2 protein-coding genes are annotated in these 2,340 nt (G+C 48.9%); one reads left to right on the top strand and one right to left on the bottom strand.

What is annotated here, in order from left to right; all coding sequences use genetic code 11:
• The first annotated feature begins 161 nt into the window (after positions 1-161).
• Positions 162-797 (top strand): DUF6904 family protein, encoded by a 636-nt coding sequence (locus GBAG_RS21245; protein ID WP_034500120.1) that lies wholly within the window; start codon positions 162-164, stop codon positions 795-797.
• A 44-nt stretch (positions 798-841) separates the two neighbouring features.
• On the opposite strand, the gene GBAG_RS21240 is transcribed toward GBAG_RS21245, so the two are convergent.
• Entirely contained in the window at positions 842-2,245 is a 1,404-nt protein-coding gene (locus GBAG_RS21240; protein WP_034500118.1) for an ISNCY family transposase, read from the bottom strand.
• Positions 2,246-2,340 lie beyond the last annotated feature (95 nt).

Genomic DNA, 2,340 nt, shown 5'->3' with positions numbered 1-2,340 from the left:
TGTCAAACCTCAATTAAACTGACCGTTATCTGGCTCAATTGAAATGACCATTAATTATGTTTCTTTTCAATTAATCACCGTGTTTTGTTTAATACCGGATGCTGAATGAAATCATTACTGATAGTCTTTTTTCATACTGAAATAATGTGAAGATGGACGTTATGTTCCGATTTGAATTAACACCCAATAATGCCGGTATTATTTTATGGGGAGATACGGCAGCACTGGATGAATTACACCAGTTTATCCATTTCGCTGTGGATGAAAGTCCTCTGATAAAGATTAAAGATGGCTTTATGCTGGCTCTGGCCTATGACATCCGCAAAGCCCGGGAAGGTTGTCGCCGTACTGAGCAGTATCAGTATGAAGAAGGGGATTCCTATCAGCTTTATGGCGTGGAACTGTTATGGCCACTGGTCTTGCTTCAGTCTGCAATCCTCAGACGTTCAATGAGTTACATCCAGACAGACAAAAAACAGTTATCCATTATGTATGCTTTCGAGCATATTCTGGAGTCCGCTTTACAGGAGTTTCTGCCGGGTAACCGGGCAGAAATAATGATAAAAATGGCCAGCAGCGTGTCAGATTCTGATTTTGAATGGCTCGAGGACTGCATTGACAGCCGGTGTTGTTATTTCCTCAGTCAGCCACCTGCAAAGAGAAAAGAAAAACTGGATAAGATCCTTTGCTCCTTTGATTCTCTCTGGAGTCAATATGCCCGTGAAAAGCCGGATACAAAAATGCTGAATACCATGAATAATACGGACTGGGTCTGGCCAGATACGATTCACTGGTAAGCACGGTATTAAGTTGTCGTGGCACTAAATTAATAACGGATGCATCAGCCCGGTTTTTTGCCAAAGATTTGCTCAGAACGCGACTGAAGCTGTTTCAGGGCTTCAAGCATGTCATCCTGGTTCAGCGCACGCTGGGTCTTTTTCCCGGCCGCTCTGGGACGTCGTCGGGAAGGGCCATCACCGGCAGGAACGGACTGTGAGCGAGTGTCATCGCGGTTGCTCTGTACCAGCCGGATAAACTCAAGTGTCCGGCCGAGACGTTTATTATCAACAATGGCACCCTGGTCGATTTCAGAGAGCCGATCGTAGGTAGAGCAGGGAAGAGCCACACCATTCAGACGCAGCTCTTTTTGCCCATCGGGGTAATGATATACATCGATGTACTTACCCATGGCGCGGCGGCTATATTCACTGTCTTCAATCAGATACAACATTTTATCGTATTGAATGGTCAGTGCTTTTGAGACCTTTCGCTTCTCGCGAACAGTGAATATCAGATCCAGATCTTCATCGTGTTCCACGGTGCGGTGAACATCAAAATCATGCCTCGGGATTTTACCAAAGCGTCGGTTGTAATCAGCCCTGTATGTTTCGGCGAATGCATTGGCCGCTTCCATTGAACTGATCCCCTGTAACCGGAACTCTTTCACCAGGCGGTCCTGCAGGGTGAGATGTGCACGTTCGACGCGACCTTTAGCCTCACTGGTATCGGCACAGATAGTCTGAATGCTCAGCTCGTGCATGGCCCGACCAAACTGCGTATGGCCATCACCCCCGGTCGCATTTTTGTTATTCACCCGAAAAACGCCCGCTTTATCACTGTACAGCGCCAGTGGCTTACCGTGTTTGTCGATGTAGCGTCGCGTGGCTTCAAAATAAGAGAATGTGGACTCTGATTTGACGAACAGAAGCTCCATAATTTTGCTGGTTGCATCATCAACGTAGACCAGAGCGGTACAGGCCGGGCCACGATCTTCGAACCATTCATGATCGCAGCCATCTATTTGTATCAGCTCACCAGTACACGGGCGCCGGTAACGGGGTTGATGTATCCTGGCGGCCCGTTGTTTACGGGGAACCCAGAGACCCGCACGCGTCATAATGCGCCTCACGGTCTCTTTACCGAGGATCAGACCGTGGAGCTCTGCGAGTTTTTCCTGCGCCAGTGTCGGACCGAAATCGGCATAGCGCGTTCTGATAAGTTCCAGAGCCTGATCGGCAAGCCCGGGCATAAGTTGCCGGTTACCCCGCATGCCACGTCGCCGGTTGGCCATACCGAGCGGACCTTCTTCACGGTAACGCACCAGAAGCCGGCGGCATTGTCTGTCACTGATCCCAAGATGTTCAGCTGCGCGGTGCGTGGTCATCCGGCGCTCGATGACATCCTGGATAATTTTGACGCGGTTGATCTCTTTCAAGGTAAACATTCCTGAGCTTTCTGCACACATGGCAATCTCCGGTAGTTTTTACTGATGAAAAACGACTCCGTGAGACTCACCATATCGCGGTCACGTGAATTGAGCTACAGGCGGACACTACTATT

Source organism: Buttiauxella agrestis ATCC 33320, from assembly GCF_000735355.1.
Taxonomy (GTDB): domain Bacteria; phylum Pseudomonadota; class Gammaproteobacteria; order Enterobacterales; family Enterobacteriaceae; genus Buttiauxella; species Buttiauxella agrestis.
The sequence above is the reverse complement of the archived record's forward strand: the minus strand, read 5'-3'. Positions and strand labels throughout refer to the sequence as shown.

What these genes read in the sequence shown, in the direction of transcription:
- GBAG_RS21240 (WP_034500118.1), bottom strand. Translation starts at nt 2,245, where the DNA reads ATGTGTGCAGAAAGCTCAGGAATGTTTACCTTGAAAGAGATCAACCGC.
- GBAG_RS21245 (WP_034500120.1), top strand. Translation starts at nt 162, where the DNA reads ATGTTCCGATTTGAATTAACACCCAATAATGCCGGTATTATTTTATGG.